This window comes from Sphingobium sp. B8D3A (assembly GCF_025961995.1).
Classification (GTDB): domain Bacteria; phylum Pseudomonadota; class Alphaproteobacteria; order Sphingomonadales; family Sphingomonadaceae; genus Sphingobium.
On the sequence record NZ_JAOQOS010000001.1, the window covers coordinates 1,513,990 to 1,537,140 of the forward strand.

General features: G+C 64.4%; 24 protein-coding genes. 10 read left to right on the plus strand and 14 right to left on the minus strand.

The window, feature by feature from the left end; all coding sequences use genetic code 11:
• Nucleotides 1-10: 10 nt before the first annotated feature.
• The 9 genes from M2342_RS06900 to M2342_RS06940 all read right to left on the minus strand — a co-directional run bounded on the left by M2342_RS06900 (nt 11) and on the right by M2342_RS06940 (nt 8,433).
• Nucleotides 11-655, minus strand: a complete 645-nt coding sequence (locus M2342_RS06900; RefSeq protein ID WP_220128545.1) for a GntR family transcriptional regulator — start codon at nt 653-655, stop codon at nt 11-13.
• Nucleotides 656-750: 95 nt separating this feature from the next.
• Nucleotides 751-1,857, minus strand: coding sequence for a zinc-dependent alcohol dehydrogenase (locus tag M2342_RS06905; RefSeq protein ID WP_264578544.1), 1,107 nt, complete (start codon nt 1,855-1,857; stop codon nt 751-753).
• Between the two features lie 38 nt (nt 1,858-1,895).
• Entirely contained in the window at nt 1,896-2,756 is an 861-nt protein-coding gene (locus tag M2342_RS06910; RefSeq protein ID WP_264578545.1) for an amidohydrolase family protein, read from the minus strand.
• Between the two features lie 182 nt (nt 2,757-2,938).
• A complete protein-coding gene (locus tag M2342_RS06915) occupies nt 2,939-4,108 on the minus strand; it encodes a WD40/YVTN/BNR-like repeat-containing protein (RefSeq protein ID WP_264578546.1) in 1,170 nt (389 codons plus the stop codon).
• A 55-nt stretch (nt 4,109-4,163) separates the two neighbouring features.
• On the minus strand, nt 4,164-4,970 hold the full coding sequence (locus M2342_RS06920; RefSeq protein WP_264578547.1) for an amidohydrolase family protein: 807 nt from the start codon (nt 4,968-4,970) through the stop codon (nt 4,164-4,166).
• Nucleotides 4,971-5,050: 80 nt separating this feature from the next.
• Entirely contained in the window at nt 5,051-6,457 is a 1,407-nt protein-coding gene (locus M2342_RS06925) for an MFS transporter (RefSeq protein ID WP_264578548.1), read from the minus strand.
• Nucleotides 6,458-6,487: 30 nt separating this feature from the next.
• Nucleotides 6,488-6,691, minus strand: a complete 204-nt coding sequence (locus M2342_RS06930) for a hypothetical protein (protein WP_264578549.1) — start codon at nt 6,689-6,691, stop codon at nt 6,488-6,490.
• Between the two features lie 18 nt (nt 6,692-6,709).
• On the minus strand, nt 6,710-7,159 hold the full coding sequence (locus tag M2342_RS06935; protein WP_264570790.1) for a hypothetical protein: 450 nt from the start codon (nt 7,157-7,159) through the stop codon (nt 6,710-6,712).
• 38 nt (nt 7,160-7,197) lie between these two features.
• Complete coding sequence (locus M2342_RS06940; RefSeq protein ID WP_264573191.1) at nt 7,198-8,433, minus strand: acyl-CoA dehydrogenase family protein; 1,236 nt, start codon at nt 8,431-8,433, stop codon at nt 7,198-7,200.
• 198 nt (nt 8,434-8,631) lie between these two features.
• Between M2342_RS06940 and M2342_RS06945 the strand changes: the two genes are divergently transcribed.
• The gene (locus tag M2342_RS06945; protein ID WP_264578550.1) at nt 8,632-9,624 is read left to right on the plus strand and encodes a protocatechuate 3,4-dioxygenase; all 993 of its coding nucleotides are present in this window, start codon (nt 8,632-8,634) and stop codon (nt 9,622-9,624) included.
• A 36-nt stretch (nt 9,625-9,660) separates the two neighbouring features.
• On the opposite strand, the gene M2342_RS06950 is transcribed toward M2342_RS06945, so the two are convergent.
• Both M2342_RS06950 and M2342_RS06955 read right to left on the minus strand, forming a co-directional pair.
• The gene (locus M2342_RS06950) at nt 9,661-10,254 is read right to left on the minus strand and encodes a hypothetical protein (protein ID WP_264578551.1); all 594 of its coding nucleotides are present in this window, start codon (nt 10,252-10,254) and stop codon (nt 9,661-9,663) included.
• Between the two features lie 54 nt (nt 10,255-10,308).
• Nucleotides 10,309-10,602, minus strand: a complete 294-nt coding sequence (locus tag M2342_RS06955) for a hypothetical protein (protein WP_181560119.1) — start codon at nt 10,600-10,602, stop codon at nt 10,309-10,311.
• A 135-nt stretch (nt 10,603-10,737) separates the two neighbouring features.
• On the opposite strand from M2342_RS06955, the gene M2342_RS06960 reads away from it, so the two are divergent.
• Nucleotides 10,738-12,000, plus strand: a complete 1,263-nt coding sequence (locus M2342_RS06960; RefSeq protein ID WP_181560118.1) for a Rieske 2Fe-2S domain-containing protein — start codon at nt 10,738-10,740, stop codon at nt 11,998-12,000.
• Complete coding sequence (locus M2342_RS06965) at nt 12,000-12,290, plus strand: YciI family protein (protein WP_181560117.1); 291 nt, start codon at nt 12,000-12,002, stop codon at nt 12,288-12,290. Before M2342_RS06960 ends, M2342_RS06965 begins: the two co-directional genes overlap by 1 nt.
• A gap of 15 nt (nt 12,291-12,305) precedes the next feature.
• On the opposite strand, the gene M2342_RS06970 is transcribed toward M2342_RS06965, so the two are convergent.
• Nucleotides 12,306-13,193 (minus strand): MBL fold metallo-hydrolase, encoded by an 888-nt coding sequence (locus M2342_RS06970; RefSeq protein ID WP_264578552.1) that lies wholly within the window; start codon nt 13,191-13,193, stop codon nt 12,306-12,308.
• Nucleotides 13,194-13,298: 105 nt separating this feature from the next.
• On the opposite strand from M2342_RS06970, the gene M2342_RS06975 reads away from it, so the two are divergent.
• Both M2342_RS06975 and M2342_RS06980 read left to right on the plus strand, forming a co-directional pair.
• Complete coding sequence (locus tag M2342_RS06975; RefSeq protein ID WP_264578553.1) at nt 13,299-13,778, plus strand: hypothetical protein; 480 nt, start codon at nt 13,299-13,301, stop codon at nt 13,776-13,778.
• Nucleotides 13,775-13,918: a hypothetical protein gene (locus M2342_RS06980; protein WP_264578554.1), complete on the plus strand. Its 144-nt coding sequence runs from the start codon at nt 13,775-13,777 to the stop codon at nt 13,916-13,918. The genes M2342_RS06975 and M2342_RS06980 overlap by 4 nt, the downstream gene beginning before the upstream one ends.
• Before the next feature lie 8 nt (nt 13,919-13,926).
• Here M2342_RS06980 and M2342_RS06985 read toward each other — a convergent pair whose 3' ends face one another.
• On the minus strand, nt 13,927-15,252 hold the full coding sequence (locus M2342_RS06985) for a sugar porter family MFS transporter (RefSeq protein ID WP_264578555.1): 1,326 nt from the start codon (nt 15,250-15,252) through the stop codon (nt 13,927-13,929).
• A gap of 133 nt (nt 15,253-15,385) precedes the next feature.
• Between M2342_RS06985 and M2342_RS06990 the strand changes: the two genes are divergently transcribed.
• The 3 genes from M2342_RS06990 to M2342_RS07000 are packed head-to-tail and all read left to right on the plus strand — an operon-like array spanning nt 15,386 to nt 19,566.
• On the plus strand, nt 15,386-16,291 hold the full coding sequence (locus tag M2342_RS06990) for a dienelactone hydrolase family protein (protein WP_264578556.1): 906 nt from the start codon (nt 15,386-15,388) through the stop codon (nt 16,289-16,291).
• Between the two features lie 34 nt (nt 16,292-16,325).
• Nucleotides 16,326-17,852, plus strand: a complete 1,527-nt coding sequence (locus tag M2342_RS06995; protein WP_264578557.1) for a carboxylesterase/lipase family protein — start codon at nt 16,326-16,328, stop codon at nt 17,850-17,852.
• A 40-nt stretch (nt 17,853-17,892) separates the two neighbouring features.
• Complete coding sequence (locus M2342_RS07000) at nt 17,893-19,566, plus strand: tannase/feruloyl esterase family alpha/beta hydrolase (protein ID WP_264578558.1); 1,674 nt, start codon at nt 17,893-17,895, stop codon at nt 19,564-19,566.
• A gap of 42 nt (nt 19,567-19,608) precedes the next feature.
• Here M2342_RS07000 and M2342_RS07005 read toward each other — a convergent pair whose 3' ends face one another.
• On the minus strand, nt 19,609-20,751 hold the full coding sequence (locus M2342_RS07005) for an alpha/beta hydrolase (protein WP_264578559.1): 1,143 nt from the start codon (nt 20,749-20,751) through the stop codon (nt 19,609-19,611).
• A 249-nt stretch (nt 20,752-21,000) separates the two neighbouring features.
• Here M2342_RS07005 and M2342_RS07010 point away from each other — a divergent pair, with 249 nt between their 5' ends.
• Entirely contained in the window at nt 21,001-22,338 is a 1,338-nt protein-coding gene (locus tag M2342_RS07010; RefSeq protein WP_264578560.1) for a sialidase family protein, read from the plus strand.
• A 111-nt stretch (nt 22,339-22,449) separates the two neighbouring features.
• Nucleotides 22,450-23,079 (plus strand): hypothetical protein, encoded by a 630-nt coding sequence (locus tag M2342_RS07015; RefSeq protein ID WP_264578561.1) that lies wholly within the window; start codon nt 22,450-22,452, stop codon nt 23,077-23,079.
• The last annotated feature ends 72 nt before the right edge of the window (nt 23,080-23,151 follow it).

The window sequence follows — 23,151 nt, forward strand, 5'->3', positions numbered from 1 at the left end:
TCGATTGGCCCTAGCGGCCGTGCTGGAAGACCTGCTCCAGCGCACCTTCGATCTTGGCGCGGGCCTGCATATAATCGGCGAGCAGCGCGTCACGGTCCCGCGCGGCAAGGGCGTCGATCAGCTTGCGCTCGGGGCTCTCGCCCATCGTGCGCGGCATGAGCGAGCGATAGCGGTCGGTCAGCCGCCAGAGCCGGGTCGCTTCGCGCAGCAGGATGCGCTCGGGTGATAAAGCGAAGAGGGCGAGACGCAGATTTTCCAGCGCCAGCGCCCAATTGGTGAAATCGCTCACCTGATCCATGGCATCCAGCGCATCGAACTGGCGGCGGAATTCGGCGATTTGCGCGTCGGTCGGCCAGACCGCCGTGGCGAGCAGTTCCGCTTCCAGCCACCGGCGCAGCTTGTAGAGCTGGCGGGCTTCCTCCAGCTCCAGCGGCGCCACGAAATAGCCCCTGTTATGGTCGTGGCGCAGGAAGCCTTCTGCCGCCAGCAGCTTGAGCGCCTCGCGAATGGGCACCTTGCTGCGCCCGAACCGGTCGGCAAGCTGGGTCTGTCCGAGATGTTCGCCCGGCAGCAACGTGCCCCGCACGATCAGCGCCCGCAGTTCATCCGCCACCACATTGGGCAGGGAGTCCCCCATGTCGATCTGCGTGGCCAAATATGTGCTCCTTGCGGCTGGTGGCAGTGCGCCATGGAAGAGGATTTTGGCGGGCGAGGCAATAGGCAGGGCGGGAGGCGGGGAGGGGGCTGCGATCACCTCTTGCGCGGGGAGACGGTGACGTGAATGGCCCCCTCGATCCCGCGCCCGGCGGTGGCGAGGATCGCCTCATGCACCTGCTCCAGCGGAAAATCGTGGCTGCACAGTTTTTCCGCCGGCCACTTGCCGCTGGCAAGAATGTCGAGCGCCATCTGCACCGCGCGATAGTTATGGCCCCGTGGTGCGCGCACGGTGAGATAGCGCTTCTTGATCTCGCCCAGCGGCACCGAGGCGCTGAGGCCATTGAGGCTGAGCCAGGCGCCCTTGGCCGACAACGCTATCGCCTGCTCGGCAATCTTTCCATCGGGGTCGCCAGTGGTATCCACCACCACATCCACGCCCATGCCGCCGGTCGCCCGCATGACCACTGCGGCAAGATCCTCCTGCTGCACGTCCACGGCGATATCGGCACCGAGGCTGAGCGAGAGATCCAGCCGGGCGCGGTCGCGCGTCATGCCGGCGATGATGACGGTGAGCGCGCCCGCCTGCTTGGCGGCGAGCGCGCAACTGAGGCCCTGCTGGCCGGGGCCGAAGACCAGCACGGTCTTGCCCAGTCCCGCACCGCCATCCAGCACTGCCCATTGCACACCATTGCCGAGCGGTACGGCCAGCGTCGCCAGCCGGGCATCCATGTCTGCCGGGATCTTGTGGATGACGGCATTGGGCGCGAGGTACATATATTCCGAGAAACCACCCCATAGATGCGGCGGAATGTCCGCATTGCAGGTGCCGTAGCGCAGGGTGTTGAACCGATCCTTCACGTTGAAGAAGTCGGCCTCCATGCACAGGCGGAAATCGCCCTGCCGGCACCAATGGCAATGCCAGCAGGGGAGATATTCGTGCAAGGCGATGCGGTCGCCGGCGCGCAGGCCCCAGCGCTGTGCCGCAGCGCCGCCGATGCGGGCGACGGTGCCGACATTCTCATGCCCCATGATGCACGGCGCCGTGTTTTCCCGCCGGTACATCTCGGGGTCACTGCCGCCGACGCCCGAGGCCTCGACTTTCAGCAGGCCATCATTGTCGCCGAGGGACGGGAACGGAAATTCCCTGATTTCAGATCGTTCGATATCGATCTTCACGGCAGCACGAGACACGGATTCCATCATTCCCCTCCAATTCTCGTCGCGAAGGCCCGTTGCGCTCAGGCCTTGCCCCAGCTCTTGCCGTAAACGCGCATCGCCGTTCCGCCCAGGATCATCTCCTGCTGCGCGGCCGTGAGATTGCGCACGGCTGCGCGACCGAGCGCGGCCATATAATCATAGCTGCCGGGCGATTGGGTGATGTCCGATCCCCAGATCATCCGCTCCGCGCCGAACAGATCGCACACGCGCTCGATGACGGGGCAGGGGTCGATCCCCGCCTTGTCCAGCCGCCCCAACGGAATGGTCGTGAACTTGACGACGACATTGCCGAACTGCGCGATCGACCGCAGGCGATCATCGATGCCATGGTCCGGGCCGCCGGCATCGCTCTGAATGGAACTGAGATGGTCGATGACGACTGTCAGGCCAGGCACCTCGCGCAATATCCGCTCCAGATGCGCCAGCCCGATGTCGCGATTCCACGGGAAGAAATGGACGCAGACCGGCACGTCGAGCGTGGCGGCGGCTTGCCAGGCGTCGCGCGCCACCGGACTATCCAGCCAGGCGATGTCCGAGCCCTTGATGAGTTCCATCAGCCGAATGCCGACGGCGCCATGCTCGCCGACCCAATATCGCACGGCCTCCCCACAATCTCTATGCGTGGCGTCGATGGAGCAGACGGCGGCGAAGCGTTGCGGATAGCGTGCGGCGCTGTCGCAGACATAGCGACTGTCGAACCCGTAGATCGATCCGCGCTGCACGAGCACGGCCCGCTCGACGCCGGCCTTGTCCATCTCCTCCAGCAGCGTCTCGGCCGTCATGAGGTTGTCGAACGCCATCGGGGGCAGCAGACCGCCCGGCGGTGCCGGCGGGTAGGTGGTCTTGTCATCGGAGACAAGATGGGCGTGGCAGTCGATCATGAGCGAAATTGCACCCGTCAGTGAGACGAGGGACCGGCGCCGCGCGCCGCCGCATCATGATCAGGCCGCGGCATCCGAGCGCATTCAATGCGCGAAGCCGACGATTGAAGCCTGTCCAAGACCATTCCCCCCTTGAAAGCCGCCAGCGGGTCTGTCGCCCGCTGACGATCGACCGTTCTTGCTCAGGCGAACGCGTTGAGCGCGCGCAGCTTTTCTTCATAAGCCGCGCGTTCATCCGGCGGCAGGAAGTGGCGGAAGTGCGGCCCCTTGGACATAGCCGGAAGCCCGTCGGCAATGCGCTGCCAGCTCTGCGCCTCGTCCCGGCTTGCGTACAGCTCTCCGCAGGCAGAGCCGGCGAAGAGCTCCACCCCGCCCTCGGCAGAATCGTGCATCGCCGCGACTTCCAGATTGCCGGCGATCGGATCGGCCATGCCGACCATGCTGGTCTGCCAGGTCTTGCCATGGTCCGTGCTGATCATGAACTTGGGATAGGCCGTGCCTTCCGCGCCCCAATTGGGATTGGGGTTCATGCCGGCGCCGACCATGAACATAAGCTCCTTGCGGGGATGCACGAACAGCGGGTCCGGATAGGCGCAGGGGTGGCTGGTGTCGGTCAGGCGCTCCCAGGTCTCGCCACGGTCCGCCGTATGGTACAGGCCGATGCCGGTGGTGAGGAAAATCTCGGCAGCGTTGTCGCGATAGAAGGTCACCCGGTGCTGGTCGCGGCGGAACTTGTCGTCCGGGCGCTCCATGGAGTTGAGCGACGTCCAGCTTTCCCCGCCATCTTCGGTGCGCAGCAGGTCGCCCTGCTCCACGCAGATGTAGATCGTGTCCGGCTCGGACGGATGGGCTGCGATATGCTTCACATGGGGCTGGGAGCGAGGGAAGAACCAGTGCTCGGTGCCCTCGACCTGCGTGCAGCCGGGATAAGCGGTCCAGCTCTGCCCCAGATCGAAGCTGCGGTAGAACATAACCGGCTCGGTACCGACATTGAGGATTGTCCGGTCGCCATCGTGCTGCACGAGCAGGCTGTAGACATGGCCGGATTGCAGGCCGTTGTTGCGCGCTTCCCAGCTCTTGCCATGGTCAGAACTGACCATCAGGCCGCCCTCATAATGCAGGCCGGCGAACAGCATGTCCGTCACCTCGTCATAGACGAGCGCGCTGACATGATGGCCGGGGAGCAGCATATCGGGCTGCCGGGTCCAAGGCGCATCAAGATTGTCCCGGCGAAAATCCACCACGCCGTCCGCGGTGGCGATCAGCATCCGGTTTGCGGCGCTTCGGCTGGCGGAGCTCGTCTTTCCGTTCGCGGAAATGCAGATGATCGTGGATTTGGCAGCCTCTGCCATGGGATGTGCTCCAGCAATAGAATATATCGTTTTGTATAACAATCTATTCCAGTCTTCAAGCCTTGCGCTGGAAGAATATTCTGCCGGCATTGCCACCGAAGATTGCCGCGACGCTGGCGGGGTGGTGCTGCTCGAACACATCGCGCGTCCAGCCGAGCGCATTGGCATAGCCCTCGCGCGAGGAGACGACGGGGAAATCGCTGCCCCACATCAGCCGGTCTGGCCCGAAGGCATCGAGCAGCTCGATCAGCGGTGCGCTGCCCGCCGGGTCGAGCACAGGCCCGGATGCAGGCAGAGGCTGGCCGACGGGGCGCGCAATCAGCTGCCCCAGCGCGGGGATCTTGACCGTGATATTGGGGAAGCGCGCGAGCGCGAGCAGTGCCGTCCAGGTCTCGGGCTTTCGGTCGCAATCGGGTCTGACCCAGCCGGCCAGATGCTCCAGCACGATGGGCAAATTCGGGACGCTGCCGATGAGATCGGCGAACGCGGGCGATACAAACTGCGCGCTCGGCCCGCCGCAACTGATGACGAGGCCGTGCCGCTCCGAAGCCCGCCAGATGGCGAGTGGGTCGTCACCCGGAGTGCGGGCATCGGGCCGTAAGCGAACGCCAGCCATGCCGTCATCCGCCAGCGCACCGAGCTGGTTCGCCGCGTCAGGCGCAGCCGGATCGATGGCGCCGACGCTGACGAAGCGATCCGGATAGCGCGCAACGCAATCGCGCTGATAGCGATTGTCGAATTGCCCAAGGATCTGCGTCAGCACCGCCTGCGCGACATTGTGGCGGTCCATCTGGAAGAGCAGGGTTTCGACCGGCTCGAACCACAGGGGCGAGACGTGGCAATGGGCATCGATCAGGAGCACGGCATATCCTCACAGGCTATCATCGCCGGGGGTTGGCCGATATCGTTAGCGTAAAATGTTAGGCGATTCTAGTCGGGGCATCAGTCTTCGTCCCGCACGGCGAGTTGGCTCAAATGGCGGGGGATGCGCCGGTGCATGAGCAGGGTCGCGACGAACCCGATCAGCGCGACGGCCAGCATGGCACCCCGATACTCCATCAACCCCGGCTCTGGATGGCCGGCAAATTGTGTCAGGAGGCCGAGCAGCAGCGCCGTGAGTGAGACCGCCAGCGCCGCGAACAATTGCATGGAAATGCTGGCGAGCACATTGCCCTGCGTCATCGTGTCCTTGTCCAGACTGACATAGGTGAGCGAGGTCATGCCGGTGAACAGCACCGAGCGGGCCAGTCCGGCGACGAGCAGCGCCACGAAGATCAGGGCAGCAAGCCACGGCCCCTGATCGGCCAGGGCGACCACGGCGATCGCGGCCAGCCCTGCAAAGCTCGAAAGCATCACCGGTCCCGAGAAGCCGAAACGGTCGAACAAGGGGCGAATGAAGAGCTTGGCCAGCAGGTCGCCGCCATTGAGCGCCATGAGCATGACGCCGGCCAGAATGGGCGTGAAGCCATAGGCCATCTGGAACATGAGCGGCAGGCCGAAGAGCATCGCGCGCGCCGGGATGCGGACGATGGCACCCGCGCCGATCACCGTCGTCCGGAAGCTTGGGTCCTTGAGGGCATCGAGCTTCAGCACCGGGTCCGGATGGGTGCGAATATGCTTCAGTCCGGCAAGGCACAGGACCGTGCCGACCGCGAGCAACATCCAAGGCAATGGGCGACCGACGCCGCTGGCCAGCCGGTCGAAGCCGGTGAGCAGGCAAACGAGCGATCCGCCCAGCAGCGCGGCGCCGATCACATCCAATCGTCTGGAGGCATCGGGCGCGCTGGGCGGGATGGTGCGCCATGCCGCGAGCAGAAGAGCAATGGTGACGGGGATGTTCAGCAGGAAGATGAACTCCCAGCGCGCATATTGCACGATGAATCCGCCAATCGAGGGACCGAGCGTCGGCGCGATGAGCATGGGCATCGCCACGATCGCCATCGCATCGACCAGTTCCTCCTTGCTGGTCTGCCGTAACAGCAGCAGCCGGGCGACGGGGGTCATCAGGGAGGCCGTCGCCCCCTGCAGGGCGCGCGCGGCAATGAACGGCCAGAAGGAGGGGGCGGCGGCACAGCAGATGGAGAAGAAGGCAAAGCCCGCCGTCGCGATCATGAACACGGTCTTCGGGCCAAAGCGCTCGGCCGCCCATCCGCTGATCGGCAGCAGCGCAATCTGCATGGTGAGGTAGATGGTGATGGCGAGGCTGAGTTCGATGGCAGGCAGGCCAAAGTCGGTGGAAATCTCCGGGATCGCGACTGCCAGCACGGACGCATCGAGCTGGACCATGAACATGGCGGTCGACGCAATGAGGATCGCGCCGCGACTCTTCAGGGACAGAAACCGCTTCAAGCCCGGTCTGTCCGCTCGCGCAGTGGCCGGCTAGCCGATGGCGTCTTCGTCTGTTTCTTGCGGAATGAACTCATGGGGGCGTTGCCGGGCGGCGGCCTTTCGGCTGAGGTACAGGGTGATCAATATGCCCATAATGCCGAAGAGCGCGCCGACCATCTCAAAATTTGTCATTTCGAGTGGATTGAGGCTCATCATGTCGACTTGGCCGTCGAGTTTGAAGCTGAAGTTCGCCATTCGCCTGTCGATCCCTGCTTAAAGTGCCCGCATCAGCCGGGAGGGCCGCTTCCAGATCGGCTGCGGCGCGGTCTTCGCCTTGAGCAGCGGCAGGAAGTAGTTGGCATAAGCCGCGAGCAAGATGAGGTGCATGACCAGATTGCGCGTCACCGAGAGCTGGATGTGGGGCAGGGGTACCCACGGGACATTGGTGAGGAAGATCATCAGCGTCACCGGCATCAGAAGCGTCAGCGCAAGCGGTACGAAGCGGTTGAGCAGCAGGCAGGCGCCGGCGGTCAGCTCGATGATCTTGGCATAGGTGAACAGGTTGAGATCGGTGGCGGCGAGCACGAACGCATTGCCGGCCGCCGCGCCCATCTTGGGCTGGGGCCAGAAGAGGATGAAGTAGTTGAGGCCGGAAACGAGGTTGAAGCCGCCGAGATAATAGCGGCAGAAGACGACACCGTATTTTTCGATCACGCTCCTCATGCCGCGTCCTCCCCTGATTTCCGTCAGCCCCTCGTGACTCACTTCCCCTTGGGAATGGCGAAAGCCCCAGCCTTGAGTCCGGCGGCGGCGCGGCCATAGCCGGTCATCGCCCGATCCCAGGTGAAGGCGAAGTGCTGCGCGCCGGAGTTCATGTCGCGGAACAGGCGCTGCATGGCGCTGCCATCATAGATGGCGCTGCCGCCCGATGCCTCGAAGATCCGGTTCGCGGCATGGCGTGCGCGCTGCACGCCCCAGGCCCAGTTGCGCGAGATTTGCGCGCCCAGCAGCGGCGTGATCTCCGCGGGGTCGCGTGCCTCATCCACCATGCGGGCGTCCTCCAGGATCAGCGCCAGGGCAGCGTCGACCTCGGCGCCAATCTCCGCGATGCGAGCGAAGGTGGCGGATTGCTCGGCGACTTCCAACGGATCGGCGCCGTCCAGGCGCTTGCCGATATCCGCCGCAAAGCGCTGCACCATGCCCCGCGCCATGCCGAGTGGCGCGCCGACGATGGAGAAGGGTGCGATGTTGGAGAAGGGCATACGGTAGACCGCGCCCTCATGCACCCGGGCACCGGGAGTGGAACCGGCCAGCATGTCGGCCAGGCTGCAACTGCGATGGGCGGGGATGAAGGCGCTGTCGATCTTGATCGAGCGGCTGCCCGTCGCGCGCATACCCATGGTGAACCAGTCGTCGACGATTTCGATCTCGGACTTGGGCAGGACGAAGAAGCGCGGCTCCATGCGGCCATCCGCCTTCTTCACGGCATTGCCGATGATCACCCAGCTCGCATAATCGATGCCGGAGCAGAAGCGCCCGGCGCCGCCTGTCAGCCGGTAGCCGCCATTTTCCTCCACGACCTCGCCACCGAGGCGGAAGACGGTGCCGATGAGTGTGGTGGGATCGTCCATCACCTCGCGCTGCGCCTGCTCGGGGAAGAGGTTGATGAGCCAGCTATGCCCGGCCAGTACGCCGAAAATCCAGGCCGCCGAGCCAGACATAGTGCCGATCTCTGCCGTGACACGCACCAGATCGGCAAAGCCCAGCTCCGATCCGCCAAGGTTGCGCGGCATGACGATGCCGAACAGGCCCGTCTGGCGGATGGCATCGACCACATGCGGGGAGAGGCGTCGGGCGCTCTCCGACTCGGCATCCGCCGCCGCGATCTGCGGGAGCAGCGCCCGAATGCGCGCAATCGCATCCGCACTGGATTCGACGACCGGGTAACGGCCCGCAATATCCAACGTCGCAACGTCCGCGCTTGCCTGGCTCGCCATGTTCGTCATCCTTCCTCCATTGCGTTCATCTTCGGGGCGTCCGTCGGCTCATTGAGCGCCGCAGCACCTTCTGCCCGCGATTGACCCGCGATGCAGGATTGTTATACAAACAGGTATCCGATAATGAAGCGGACATCAACACCTCACGTTGCCCGTCCGTGTAACGACCACAAAAGAGCATCGGCAGGAGAGCAGAGCATGGCAGAGATCGTTCTTGGTATCGGCACGAGCCATGGCCCGATGCTGGTCACCGAAACCGAGAGCTGGGGCCTGCGCGTTCCCGCCGACAAGGCCAACAAGCATGCGTGGAAGGGCGGCACCTGGACCTTCGATGAGCTAGTGGAAGCACGGGCCGGGGAGCGGCTCGGCGAGCAGACCGTTAAATCCGTGTGGGACGAGCGGCAGGCGCGTTGCCAGCAGAATATCGAGGCGCTGGCCGACCTGTTCGAGGAGGCACGGGTGGACGTGGCCGTGATCGTCGGCAACGATCAGGACGAGATCTTTCGCAAGACGCTCAACCCCGCCTTCGCGGTGCATTATGGCGACACGATCACCAATTACGAGTTCACGCCGGAGCGGCTGAGCGAACTGCCGCCGGGCATTGCGCCATCGCTCAAGGGCTATATTCCCGCTGGCGGCGCAGATTATCCCGGCTGCCCGGACCTGGCGCTCAAGATCATCGAGCAGGCAATGGCGGACGAGTTCGACGTCGCGGCAATGTCTGCCATGCCGCGCCCGGAGGCGCCCCACGCCTGGGGGTTTGTCTATCGCCGCATCATGCGCGACCGGCCCTGTCCGAGCGTGATGGTCACGGTAAACACCTTCTTCCCACCAAACCAGCCGAGCGTGCGGCGCTGCTACAAGTTCGGCCAGTCCCTGCTGGAGGCGATCCGCGGCTGGGACAGCAACAAGCGCGTCGCGCTGATCGCCAGTGGCGGGCTGACCCATTTCGTCATTGACGAAACGGTGGACAAGACGTTTCTCAACGCACTGGAAAGCAAGGATTTCGGTCCGGTCTTCAACATGGGCGAAGAGACGTTCCGCGATGGCACGTCCGAGATGAAGAACTGGGTGCCGGTGGCCGGCGCGATGGCGCAGCTTGGGCTGAAGGGCCATGTGCTCGATTATGTGCCCTGCTATCGCAGCGAGGCCGGGACGGGCAATGCGATGGGGTTCGTTTACTGGAAGTAACCCCGGGCGAGGGCGGCCGGCGCCGCCCGCCTAGCCTCAGTGCGTCCAGTCGAGCGTCAGGCTCTGGAAATGCCAGCGCAATTGCGCGGGCGTCGCGCCATCCACATCATTGACCCGCCGCAGCACGGCTTCGCCTTCCATGCGCACTGGTCGCCCATCGCGATCCTTGCCGGTGATCGTGACGGGCGCCGTGTAGTAGCTGGAGCCCGCCGCCCCCTCCATCGTGCCGTCCGGCATTGCGACCATGATATTGGAGAGGTCGGCAAAGAGCGCCGCGAACGCGCTCTTACTCCACTTTTCCTTGTCCGCTGGCGCGAGCAACGCCCAGGCCTGATCGAACGCGCGCTGCTCGATCGCGCGCGCGAAGGAGATCAGCACGTTGCGCGCGCCTTTCACGGTGCGTTCCGCTTCCGGTGTCAGCATCGGCGGGGTGAAGTCGGGCCCGGCGGCGCGGTTGCTGGCCGCACCTGCTTCGTCGGCGGCCGGAGGCTCGGTTGGACCTCCCGCGTTGATCGCTGCCGGACTGGCCGCGTTGGACGGACCGATGGTCTGATTTTCTCCCGTCGGCGCACCGCCGCAGGCAGCGAGCGAGAAGGCGGGAATCAGCAGAATGAGTTTGGCGCTGTTCATGGCCAAAGAACCCGCAAGGCCAGCCGGCCGTTCCCGGCCTAAGGGTGCGGCGTTCTACCGCAGCAACGCTTCCCGCAGCACTTCCGCCGCCTCCCGGGGGCGGTCTTCCATGCCGACCAGATCATGGGCGCGGTGGACCAGATCGCGCAGATGATGAAGCTGCTCGGAATCATAATGCGTGTCGCCGCCGGCCTTGAGGGCAATGTCGATCAGCCGCCAGAGTTCGTCCAGCTCGCTCTCGCGGTAGATGCATTGTTCGGCGCCGCTGCTGCGCTGTAGCCGGTCGGCCAGCGTCTGGATCGTCAGGTCCGAGAAGTTCTCCACCGGCAGAATATCGTCCAGGTCCACGCAGTATCTCCAGTTCAGTGCGGCGGCTGCTCCGCCTTATCGGGCCGGCGCGCATGCCGGCAACTTTTGGGTAGTGACTTTTCGGGTGAGCCACGATATTTATATCTTATTGTCTAACAATGTCAGGTGCGTCAAATGCTCTCTCACGAAGATAACGAGCTGCTTTGCAGGATCGGTCCCGGCACGCCGATGGGCGAGTTGATGCGCCGCTTCTGGATGCCGGCCCTGCTGACTCAGGAGTTGCAGGCAGACGGCAAGCCGGTGCGCATCAAGCTGCTCGGCGAAGAGCTGGTCGCCTTCATGGACAGCGAGGGGCGGATTGGCCTGCTGGATGAGCATTGCCCGCATCGCGGCAGCTCGCTGGCGCTGGGCGTGAACGGCGAGTGCGGCCTGCGCTGCCTGTTTCATGGCTGGAAGTTCGATGTGACCGGCCAGTGTGTCGATACGCCGGCCGAGCCGGAAAATTCCAAGCTGGCCAAGGCAATGCGGGTCAAGGCCTATCCCACGCGCGTCGCGGGCGGCATGGTGTGGACCTATATGGGGCCGAAGGAGAAGGAGCCGGTGTTCCCGCACTTCCCCTGGTTCGATATGCCGCCGGGCAGCTGCGAGGCCTTCAAGGTCATCTATGAGTGCAACTACGCGCAAGCGCTGGAAGGCGCGGTCGACAGCTCGCACGCGGGCATCCTGCACCGCGACAGCGCCTGGGATCAGCCGGCGAAATGGCCGCACGAGAAGGATCTGCGGCCCAAGCTCGAGATCGAATATACCCGCTACGGCATGCGCTATTGCGCCGTCCGCAACGATGGCGAGCAGAAGCAGGGCCGCATGACGCAGGTGCCGCTGCCCTTCTACACCTTCATTCCGCCCGATGGCCCCAAGGCGCCGGAATTCCGCCGCAATCGCCGGCTGGTCAATGCCTTCGTGCCGCGTGACGATTATACCACCTGGCACATCCAGTTCTTCTACGATCCCGGGCAGACCATCGACCGCGAACACCGCATGGGCGAGGCGAACACGCCGCATGACGAACAGTTCTTCAAGACCAACGGCATGTCGGTCTGGTACAATCAGGACCGCGAGATGATGCGGACGCAGAACATGTCTGGCATCATCGGCGTGGCGCTGCAGGATCACGCCGTGAGCGAGACGATGGGCAAGATCGCCGACCGCTCGAAAGAGCATCTCGGGCGCTCGGACATGGCCGTCGTGGCGTTCCGGCGCATGATGCTGAAGGCGGCGCGGCGGCTGGCGGAGACCGGAGAGATGCCGGAAGCCGATCAGGGTCAGTTCGACTGGGGTCAGATCACGGCCGAGACCTTCAACTTCGAGCCGACGCAGAAGTGGCAGGACATCCAGCCGCTCGGCGATGATCTCCAGCCGGTGGGCGCAGCAGCCTGATGGCGCATTTTCTGGTCGAGTATCGCGAGCTTGGCGCTGCCGAGCTTCGCGAGGCCAAGCGGCCCGAGCATATCGCCTATCGCAAGGGGTTCGGGCCAGCCATGCCGCTGACCGGCCCCTTGCTGGACGAGGATGAGCGCCCCATTGGTAGCGTCGTCATCATCGAGGCTGCCGATCTCGACGCGGCGCAGGCGGCGGCGCAGGCTGATCCCTATGTCGCAGCAGGCGTGCTGGAGCTGGTCTCGGTCCGGCGGTTCCGGATTGCCGCGATGAAGCCGCCTACGGCCTAGCCGGCGACAGGCCGATCAGCCGACGAAATCGTAGCGATAGGCGTCGCCATCACTGCGAACATGACCGACGGAGTTGCCCCTGAAATGCGCGGGGCAGCATAATGTGTCGGTATCCGCCAGCCGTGCGAGCAGCGACTGGCGCACCTGCGCAGCGGCGTCGCCATCGTCATCGAACATCAGCTGCAGGTCGGGCCGCAGGAGCTGTACAGGGTGGTGGATCACGTCGCCCCAGAATGTCGCCGCCGCGCCGCCGCCCTGCGCGTGGACAAGGCAACTGCCCGGCGAGTGGCCATAGGCGGGCTCCAGCCATACGCCATCGCCAATCTCCTTGAACGCCGCGCGCGGATCGTCGGTATCGACGATGTCGGCCAGCCCGGCTTCCACCACCGGCAGGACCGAATCCTCATAGGCCTCGCGATGGGGCGGAATATCCTGCTGGGTGGACCAATGATCATAATCGCGCTTGCCGAAGATGTAGCGCGCATTGGGGAAGGTGGGTACCCAGCGGCCATTCTCCAGCCGCGTGTTCCAGCCGACATGGTCCATGTGCAGATGCGTGCAGAGCACCATGTGAATATCCTGCGGGCGCAGGCCGAGCTTCGCCAGATTCTCGAGATAGGGCGTGTCGAGCATGTGGATGTCGGGCACACTGCGCGTCTTGCAATTGCCGTTGCAGCTGTCGATCACGATGTTCTGGCCATCGAGCTGGACGACGAAGCTGTGCATGCTGAGCGTGACGAGGGAGGCCGCCGGGTCGCCGGTCAGGCTGTCATCGCGATACCATTGGGCAAGGCCGGCGAGATCGTCCGCCGTCACCTGCGGAAAGATCATCGCGAGCGGCATTGCCGACTCCATTTCCATGACACGACTGATCGTCATCCGGCCCAGAGTCTGCGGCGTCATGCGAAATCCTAATACATGATTGCCTAGCAATTCATGCGCGTTACAAGAGCGCTGTCAACTCGAATCGGCGCGTTCGGGTGGGGTCGCGGAGCGGGAGAAGGCAGTATGTTCAAGCCAATGGTGGTTTCTGCGCGGATGCTGCTCGGCATCTTCAGCCTGCTGAGCGGCCTCAACTGGTTCTTCGGCTTCATGCCGCTGCCGAGCATCTACATGCCGCTCGATGCACCGATGAAACATGTGGTCATCACCGAGATGATCCGGACCGGCTGGATGTTCCAGATGGCCAAGGTGGTCGAAATCCTGCTGGGCCTGTCGCTGGTTTTCAACCGGGGCGTCCCGCTGATGCTGGTGGTCGCCTTCCCGGTGATTTTCGGCACCTTCATGCTCGATGCGCTGATCCTCGATGATATCTGGGGCTGGATACAGGGCACGGTGACCAATGCGCAGGTGCTCGCCGCCATTGGCGACATGATCATCGGCGGCCTGTGCGTGCTGCTGATCCATCTGTGGCTGATCTGGTGCTACCTCGAACATTATCGTCCCATGCTTGCCTGGAAGGCGACGCCGAAGGAGGCCGGGCTATGACCGTGCAGACCCCATCGCCCCGCGAGGCTCGTTCCAGAAGCCGGCGCTGGCTGCGGATCGCCTTCTATGCGTTCGGCTGGTTCGCCATCGCGCTGCAGGCCTATAACTTCTACCTGTTTGTCGGCCTGATCGGAAAGTAGTCCGGCGATCAGGGCCGGGCGGGCTCGCTCGCCAGATCCGCCGATAGCTCTTCCAGCGAGCGGCCGCGCGTCTCGACCATCATGAACATGGTGAAGAGCAGTTGCAGCACCATCATGAAGGCGAAGAAGCCGAAGATCCACGCGGGCGCGACGCTGGCGAGCACGGCGGGCATGATCAGGGTGAGGGCGGCGGCGAGCACCCAATGCGTGCCGGTGCCGAGCGCCTGACCCGTCGCACGGGCATTGTTCGGGAAGATCTCCGAGATGTAGACCCAGATGATCGCGCCCTGGCCGATGGCATGGGCGGCGATGAACAGGAAGATAAAGACCGGCACCAGCGTATAATGCGCGCTGGCAAAGCCATAGGCGACCATGGCCAGCGAGACGATGTAGCCGACCGAGCCGATCAGCATCAGCTTCCGGCGCCCGGCACTGTCGATCAGCGCCATGCCGACCAGCGTGAAGACCAGATTGACCACGCCGACGCCCACTGTCGCGTACAGGGTCGCGCTCGCCTCCGCGCCGGTCAGGCCGAAGATGCGCGGGGCGTAGTAGATGATCGCGTTGATGCCTGAGAGCTGGTTGAAGAAGGCGACGAGGAAGGCGAGCATGATCGGGCGGCGCAGATGCCCGTCGAAGAAGCGGCGCAGCGTCATCCGGCTTTCGCCAGCGGGGTCGGCTGTGGCGCGGATCGCCTCGATATCGCCGCCGGCCATGGCCAGCACGCGCCGCGCCTCGGCTTCATTGCCCTTGTGCAGCAGGAGCCAGCGCGGGCTCTCCGGCAGCACGACGGTGGCGAGGAGGAAGAGCGCAGCGGGAATGGCCGGGATGGCGAGCATGATCCGCCAGTCCGCCGCACCCATGCCGCTGATGAGGGCGTTGGAGACATAGGCGATGAGAATGCCCAGCACGATCATGGTCTGGAACAATATGCCGAGCCGGCCGCGCCAGGCCGGCGGGGCAATCTCCGAAATATAGGCGGGCGCGGCGATCGACGACGCGCCGATGGCGAGGCCGCCGATGATGCGGAAGGCCATGAACGACCACGGGTCCCACGCCAGCGCCGATCCGATGGCGGAGACCAGATAGAGGATGCCGATCCAGATCAGTGTCGGTTTGCGGCCATAGCGATCGCTGGGGACCGCGCCCAACAAGGCGCCGACCACCGTGCCCCACAGGGCAGAGGATATGGCGAGGCCGTGCATCGCGCTGCCCATCGACCATGTGCGCTGAATGGCCATTTCCGCGCCTGAAATCACTGCGGTGTCGAAACCGAACAGCAGGCCGGCCAGCGCCGCCGTGAAGGCCCAGAGCGAAATCGAGCGGTTGGGCATAGGGCGTCTCCTGTCCGGTCAGCGGTCGGTCAATTTATCCAGAAGAACGCTGGTGCCGATCTCGCTTTGTTATACGATCATGAATAAAGATGATTCGCAATGGATTGCAAGATGAGGATTGAGGAGAGCGATGATGCCCCCATTTCACAGGCCTGACGCCAAGCTAGCTGCGCGGTTTTCCGGGGGCAAGGCGCTTTTCGCGCTCGGTGCTCTGGGCTTGCTGTTGGCCGGGTGCAACGGGGCCGCGTCGGATGCGCAGAACAATGCCGCCGCGGCGAGTGCGAGCGCGGTACAGACGGGCTACCTCAAGCTCACTTATGCCATGCCGCAGGCCAAGGGTGAGGAGATCGTGTACCGGGTCTTTCTGCCATCAAACTGGCGCGCAGACCGGCAATGGCCGATGGTGCTCATTCTGCATGGCTATGGCAGCACGGCTAATGGCCCCTTTGACGATGCCGGGGGTGCGCTTCAGCGGGAGGCGGAAAAGCATGGCTTCGTGGTGGTCTCGCCCAATGGCTATAATGGCATGGCCGATTATGGCGCCAATCTCCCGCTCCCCTCGGCGCTGCCTGACATGGGGAAGAAAGCGACGATGACGCCGGAGCAACAATCTGCGCTTGCTGAGGCGGATGTGCGCAACGTGCTGGCCAAGACCATGGAGGATTATAATATCGATCCGCGCCGCGTGTATCTGATGGGCAATTCCATGGGCATGACCGGCGTTCTGCATTTCGCCCAGACCGATCCGCAGCTTTGGTGCGCCATCTCTGCGAGCGGCGGTCCGCCCTGGCCGGGCTATCCGGTCGAGCAGTTGAAGCCCATTTCTAGCGTGCTGCTGGTGCATGGCGGCAAGGATGATCGCGCGAACGCATCCGACACGCAGACCCTGACGGAGCGCCTGAAAGCTGCCGGCGTCGATGCGCGCATGGAACTGATTCCCGAGGGCACGCATGGCGACGCCTGGGTGCGCTATCTGCCGCAGACGCTCGACTTCTTCGCGACCCATGATTGCGCGAGCGGGGGCCGGGCCAATGGTTGATCGCATGAGGAAGATCGCCGGGAGACGCCGCTTGATGGCAGCCCTGATGGTGGCCGGCACGCTCGTGGCAGCGCCCGCTTCAGCTCAGGCGCAGGGGGGCTCGGCGGAGGCCCCGCGCGCCGAGACGGCCTATGGTCCCGTTGTCGGTACGCGCGATGATGACGTGCTGGTGTTCAAGGGCGTGCCCTATGCCGCCGCGCCGACCGGCGAGCTGCGCTGGCGGCCGCCTGCAGCGCCGGCGGGCTGGACCCGGCCCCGGCAGGCGACGGTTTTTGCGCCAGCCTGCCCCGGTGGCCTGCCGGCACGCAAGGATACGTCCGAGGATTGCCTCTATCTCAACGTCTGGACGCCGCAGATGGGCGCGCAGGCCAAGCGCCCCGTGATGGTGTGGATCTATGGCGGCGGCTTTCGCGGTGGATCGACTGCGCTACCGATCTTCGACGGGCGCGCGCTGGCGCAGCAGGGCGTGGTGCTGGTGAGCTTCGGCTACCGGGTGGGCGCGCTCGGCTTCCTCGCCACGCCGGAGCTGAGCGCGGAATCACCGCAGGGCGCTTCGGGCAATTACGGGGTTCTCGATGCCGTTGCCGCGCTGCGCTGGGTGCAGGAGAATATCGCCGCCTTCGGGGGCGATCCGCAGAATGTGACGGTGTTCGGCCAGTCTTCCGGCTCCGAAACAGTGAACATCCTCACCGCCTCGCCGCTCGCCAGGGGGCTGTTCGCCAAGGCCATCGGCGAATCCGGCTCGTCCTTCGGCGTGCGCGCGGCCTTGCCGCTGCGGGAGGCCGAGGCCCTGGGCAAAGCGTTCATGGCAGAACGCAGCGTGACCAGCCTCGCCGCCTTGCGCAAGCTGCCCACGGACAAGCTGCTGATCCGCGACGACCAGAAATATGAGCCCAATGTCGATGGCTGGCTGCTGCCCCGCAGCGTGCGCGAGATTTATCTGGCCGGGGCGCAGAATGATGTGCCGATGATTATTGGTGGCACCACGCAGGAATTCGGGCGCCCGCCGGAGATCAGCCGGGAGGCGTTGAATGCCGGCCTGCAGGCCGAATATGGTCCGCTGGCACCGGCCATCGCCACCGCGATCGGTGCCGATGGGGAGGCCGATCCCACCGATGCCCGCTGGCGTCTGACCAATGTCGAATGGGGGAATTTCACTGCCGCGATGTGGTCTGGCCTGCAGACCAAGACCGGCCGGGCGCCTGTCTATCGCTATGTCTTCGATTATGCGCCGCCCCAACCGGCCGGGCGCCCCCGCACGGCCCATCATGGCGCGGAACTGGCCTATATTTTCGGCAATTATCAGCCCGCAGGGCGGACGCTCGATGCCGAGGAGCAGATGATCCATCGGCTGCTGAGCGGCTATTGGCTGAACTTCGCGCGCACCGGCAATCCCAACGGAGCCGGTCTGCCGCAATGGCCGCCTCATGGCGTGCCGGTCCATGTCGCGCTGCGCTTCGGCGCGGAGGGCGCGGCGCCGATCGGCGAGCGCGAACCGGTGCTGCTCGACCTCATCGACCGACATTATCACAGCGAGAGCGGGAAGCGGATCAGACCATAAAACCGCGCTGAACGCGAAGGTAGCAGAGAGGGGAAGGCTTATGCGGACAGGTTGGATCAAGCGGCTGGCACGACTCGCGGCGGGTGCCATGCTCGCTTGTGTCAGCAGCGCCTCGCTTCAGTCGCAACCGGCGAAATCCCCGATGCCGCCGGTCCATTTCACGCCGCTGCCCGAGCGGCCGGTCGTGATGCCGGTCATGGCCTGCGACGCCTTGCCCGCCGAGGATCTGCTGACCATTAAGGGCGCGCCGGCGCGGATCAGCAGCGCAACGCTGGAGACGCGCGACAATGGCGTGGCCTTCTGCCGCATCAAGGGCATGATCGCGCCGCAGATTCAGTTCGAGCTGCACCTGCCGACAGAAACCTACACCGGTCGCTACCTGCAGGGTGGCTGTGGCGGGGCCTGTGGCGTCATCTATCAGGCGGTGTCGCCGTCCTGCGATAATCAGACGGCCTTCAGCGGCGCATTTGCCGTGAGCTTCAACAATAGCGGCCATGTCGGGCCGGACGCGCGCGATACGTTGTGGGCGGCTCATGCTCCGCAATTGCGGGCGGATTTCGCTTATCGGGCGGCGCATGTGACGGCGCGTGTCGCCAAGGAGATCATCGCCCGCTTCTATGGACGCAAGCCGGCTTACTCCTACTTCATGGGCTGCTCCAATGGCGGGCGCGAAGCCATGATGGAAGCGCAGCGCTATCCTGATGATTTCGATGGCATCATCGCGGGCGCGCCCGCTTTGTGGATCACGCCGGGCGTCGTCCGCATCATTCATGAGTCTCAGGTGGCCAGGAGCGCGGATGGCCAGCCCATTCTGACGCCGCAATCCACCCAATTGCTTCATCGGGCAGTGATGGCGGCATGCGACGGCCTTGATGGCCTCAAGGATGGCCAGATCGACAATCCTCGTCGCTGCCGGTTCGATCCGCGCACCCTCGTCTGCAAGCCGGGGCAGCGGACCGATTGCGTGACGGCGCAACAGGCCGAGACGATGAACCGGCTTTACGAAGGGCCGAGGGATGCACAGGGCCGGCCCTTGTTCTTTGGCGGAGAGCCTTACGGCTCCGAATTGCTGTGGACCGGGCCGGGCAGCTTCGTGGCTGACGGCTATCAACTGGCGGCGAACCAGATCAAGTTCATGATCTACAATGGCGAGGCCCATCAGGATTTCGACTGGCGCACATGGAAGCCCGATGCGGCGGCCCTGGCCGATCTGATCGAGAAGGGCGGCTATTATAACGCCAGCAATCCCGATCTCGCGGCATTCAAGGCGCGCGGTGGCAAGCTGATCATGTGGCAGGGCGAGGCGGACAATGCCGCAGGATCATGGCTACTGCCGGACTACTATCAGCGCGTCCGGAACGCGATGGGCGGCTTTGCCGGGACCGATCCGTTCATGCGGGTCTACATGTTCCCCGGCGTCTATCACTGCGCTGGCGGCTATATCGCCTACCAGCACGACCTGCTCGGGCCAATGGTCAACTGGGTAGAGCGGGGCGCGGCGCCGGGCGCGGTGGAAGGCGCTGCCATTCTGGCGGATGGCACGATCCGCCGCCGCCCAACCTATCCGTTCCCGGTGCAGGCACGCTATACGGGCCGGGGAGACATCAACGCCGCCAGCAGCTTTGCGCCGGTGCCCATCGCCAAGGATCATGACGACCGGTTCGACTGGGTGGGCGCCGGCATGGAGGCTGGCCCGCCGCCGGCTCCTTACTGACATGCGGCGCAGAGGGCAGACCGCTGCGCCGCATTCCACCCGCTACTTGCCGAGCTTCTTGTCGAAGAAGTTGACGATAACCTTGTAGGCATCCTGCGATTCCGGGATGACCGGATTGTAGAAGAAGCCGTGGAACAGGCCGTCCCACACATGCAGATCGGCATCGGCGCCGGCCTTCACCATCTGGCCATGTGAGTAGACTGCGGAGCTCAGTTCAAAGGCCCGCGTGCCGGTGATGAACAGCGTCGGCGGGAACTTGGCGAGCAGTTCGAGCGAGTTGGCCGGTGCGGCCAGCGGGTCCTTGATGTCGACCTTCTCGAGATATTGGAGCGGGGGCAGACCCTTGCCGAGCGGCGGCGGCGGCTCCGCCGGCGGGTTTGCCTCGCCGATGGCGGCGGTGGTATAATGCGCATCACCGCCGAAGCCGGGGCCTTTCTCTAGCGTCATGCCGGCACAGAAAATGCCGATGGCGCCGGGCATGGGGAGCTTCTCCTTATCGAACCAGGCCATCGCCATGCCAACGAGCATGCCACCCGCCGAGCAGCCATAGATGCCGATATCAGCCGGCTTGTAGCTCTTGAGCAGTTCGCGATAGACGCTGGCGACATCCTCGCTGGCAGCCGGGAAGCGATATTGCGGCGCCTGGCGATAATCGATGGTGATGACCTTATAGCCACCGAGCGACGCGATCGGCATCGATTCCAACTCGGCGCAACCGGGGTAGCAGCCGCCGAAGCCGCCGCCATGCAGGTTGAGCAGGACGCGCTTCTGGTTCTGCGGCTTGACCCCTTGCGTTGGGGTGTAAGTGATGGCGGGCACGCCTGCGATGGTCGTTTCCTGCCGGACCAGTGGGAACATCGCCTTGGCCGAGGCCATATAGGGCTTCATGAAGAAGGGGACGCCATTTTCAGGCAGCGTCTTGGATTCACGGTCCTGCATGTCGTGCAGATGCTCGGCCAGATAGGCCTTGGCTTCATCGGTCAGGAAACTGGAAACCGGCACGCTCATCGCGGGCACATGCACTGTGCCGTCGGCATCGATCTTTACTGGATTGCTGTCCGGCTTGTCAGCCGTCTGCGCGGGTGCGGCGGCCGGCAAAGCCAGCGCAACGACCGATGCGCCCGTAACCGTCACCAGTCGCGACCACAGGCTGTGCGCAGGGCGTTTGGCGAATGATTCTCCCATATAAACCTCTCATTTAGTCTGGTTTTTTGTGCCGCATCGCAAATTGGCATCTGGAATTGTTAGACTCACATGAATACAATCGATTGTAAAGAGGCCGTCCAAATCGGTCTTTTTGCTGGTCGAGGGAGAGTGGATATGGTCGGTTTGGCGCAGCGTAAGGGCGGGGTGCGGGCGCTTGCTGGCTTAGCAGCAGTGGCACTGGTGGCGAGCTGTCATCCTGCCGGGGCACGACCGGAGGCGCAGAGGCCGATGGTCCAACAACTCAGCACCGGCGGCGCGGCCTTTTCCGCCTCAGTGCCGGAAATCGCAGTCGACCCCGCCAACCCGCGGCGCGTCGCGGTCATATGGCGGGATCTGGCCATGACCCGGCCAGGCGAACCCGCCGGCGAGCGGGGCATGCAGTGCCACCTCTCGCTGTCCAAGGACGGCGGACGCAGCTTCGATACCCAGCCGCTGGTCTGGGCGATGGCCGACACGCCCGTGTGCAACTCGCCTTATGTGGACATTGGTCCGCAGGGCGAACTGCTGATCGGCGCGACGCTGGCGGGCGTGCTGCCGCAGAACGCGCCGGAGGGCGAGCATGCGTCAGGGCGGGTGGTGATGCGCCTTTCGACCGACTGGGGCCACAATTGGTCTTCGATCTACAGCGGCATCGCGACGGGGGACGAGGCGCGGTTCGAGGCCAATGCCACGGTCCCGGCCGAAGCGACGCATGTGCCATGGGACGGCGGGCGCGGCGTGATCGATGCGGTGAGCGTCGAAATCATCCTCTCCGGCGGCTATCCGGCCCCGCCGGGTGAGGCGCTGCGCTCGCAGCGCTTCTACACCGTCTCGAAGGATCGCGGCAAAAGCTGGGGGCCGATCCGCGCCTTTGGTGCCCCCGGCTGGCCGCAGCGCTGGGACGGGCATTATGTCGTCGCCCACGGCACGCTTGCCTACAGCTATCTGGCGGAAGCTGTGCCGGTCGATGGCGTCAAGTGCTTGTGCGTGGTCTTCGCCACCAGCGCGGACGGCGGCGCGACGGTGCAGCGGCACCTCGTAACACAGGTCGAGTATTTCGACCGGCTGGTCCATTATCCGCCGATCGCCGCGCATCCGGTCCATGCGGGGCAATATGCGCTCGCGCTGGCGTCCGACAAGGCGGGGACGCCCTCGGTGCGCATCACGCGGGATGGCGGCGCCCACTGGCAGGCATTGGATGGCCCGGTCGCGCCTGAAGGCGTGGTGCGGTCGTCGCGGCCGGCGCTGGCCTATACGCGCGACGGCGTGCTGGGGCTGCTCTGGCGCGGCTATCATGCCGATGGCAGCTATGACCTCTACATCGCGGCGTCTGCCGATGGAGAGCGCTTCGGGCCGGTGCAGCGCGTCTCGCCCGCCTCATCCCGCGTGCCGGACGCGCTGGTGAAGGATTATTCCGCAGGCGGGGACTTCATCAGCAGTCTGGGTGCCGGGAGCGACGCGTTTCACGCCGCCTGGACAGGCTGGCCGGCAGGCGCGGCAGGGCAAGTTATGTATGCGCGCGTTCCGGTGGCGCGTCTGCTGGAAGATCAATTCGCGCTCAAAAGTAAGATCGTTAGTCAAAACTAAATTCAAAATGTTGACACGATGCGGGGGATGGCCCTAGCATGACCATCAGCGCTGAAGGCGTGAGGGTACGAAGTGCCCCCTGCCTGATCCTGCGCTGGAGGGGATGCATCGATGGGGCACCAGGCAAAGATCGTCGCGGCGATACTGATCTGCATCGCGGGCTTTTCGTTCAATCTGCTGAGCTTTGATTCCTTCATCTTCTTCGGCCTGCCGATGGTGGCCGGTGTTGCGGTGGCCTGGGCGAACACGCGCCGCCATGCCGACTGGCGGACGATTGACCAGGCGACCGATGTGATGCGCATCTACTTTGGCGGGCATCTGCTCTGGTCGTGCCTGCGCTTCTGGTTCACGGACATGCAACCCTCCGGGGCGCCCATGCATCCGATTGCGGGGCCGTTCCTTGCCTCGCTCTTCGCGACTGGCATTTTCCCGGCGGTCAAGGTGTTGGAGGGCATTGTCGGCGTAATGCTGCTGAGCAACCGTTTCGTTCCGCTGGCCCTCGTGCTGGAAGTGCCGACGAGCATGACGGTGTTCTATCTCAACACCTTCATCACTGCGCGGCTTAGTGGCCTGCTCACCGGGCCGACCGAATTGGGCGTAAACGTGCTGCTGATGCTCGCCTATTTCCAGCATTACCGCCCGATGCTGCGCGCAAAGCCGCGCGCCGCGCCGCCTTGGGAACGCGAGGATCGCCTTGACGACAAGGCTCAATATAGTTATACAAAATCAAATAACATTTAATATACCGATGAATTCGGCGGTCTGGCGAGGTGCCAGTCGCTCAGGCATCCCGGCCATGATCGGGAGCAAGGG